Annotated in this window: 1 protein-coding gene; it reads left to right on the plus strand. The window is 64.5% G+C overall.

Annotated elements, in window-relative coordinates:
* Nucleotides 1-327: transposase (locus SM191_RS19680; protein ID WP_341507675.1), on the plus strand; the 327-nt coding region annotated here is incomplete at both ends.

The raw sequence follows: 327 nt of genomic DNA on the forward strand, positions 1-327 counted from the left end.
CGTGCCGATGGTGCCAAGGAGGTGCTGGGCCTGTGGCTGGAGCAGAACGAGGGCGCAAAATTCTGGCTCAGGGTCATGAACGAGCTCAGGAACCGCGGCGGCGAGGACATCCTGCTCGCTGTCGTCGATGGCCTGAAAGGCTTTCCCGAGGCGATCACCGCCGTGTTTCCCGACGCCGTGGTTCAAACCTGCATCGTCCACCTGCTGCGCAATTCCATGGATTTCGTCTCCTGGAAGGACCGCAAGGGCCTGGCGACCGCGCTGAAGGATATCTACCGCGCGCCCAGCGCCGAGGCGGCCGAACAGGCCCTGACGGCATTCGAGGCG

The sequence above is a fragment of the Sphingomonas sp. 2378 genome, assembly GCF_038084995.1.
Taxonomy (GTDB): Bacteria; Pseudomonadota; Alphaproteobacteria; order Sphingomonadales; family Sphingomonadaceae; genus Sphingomonas.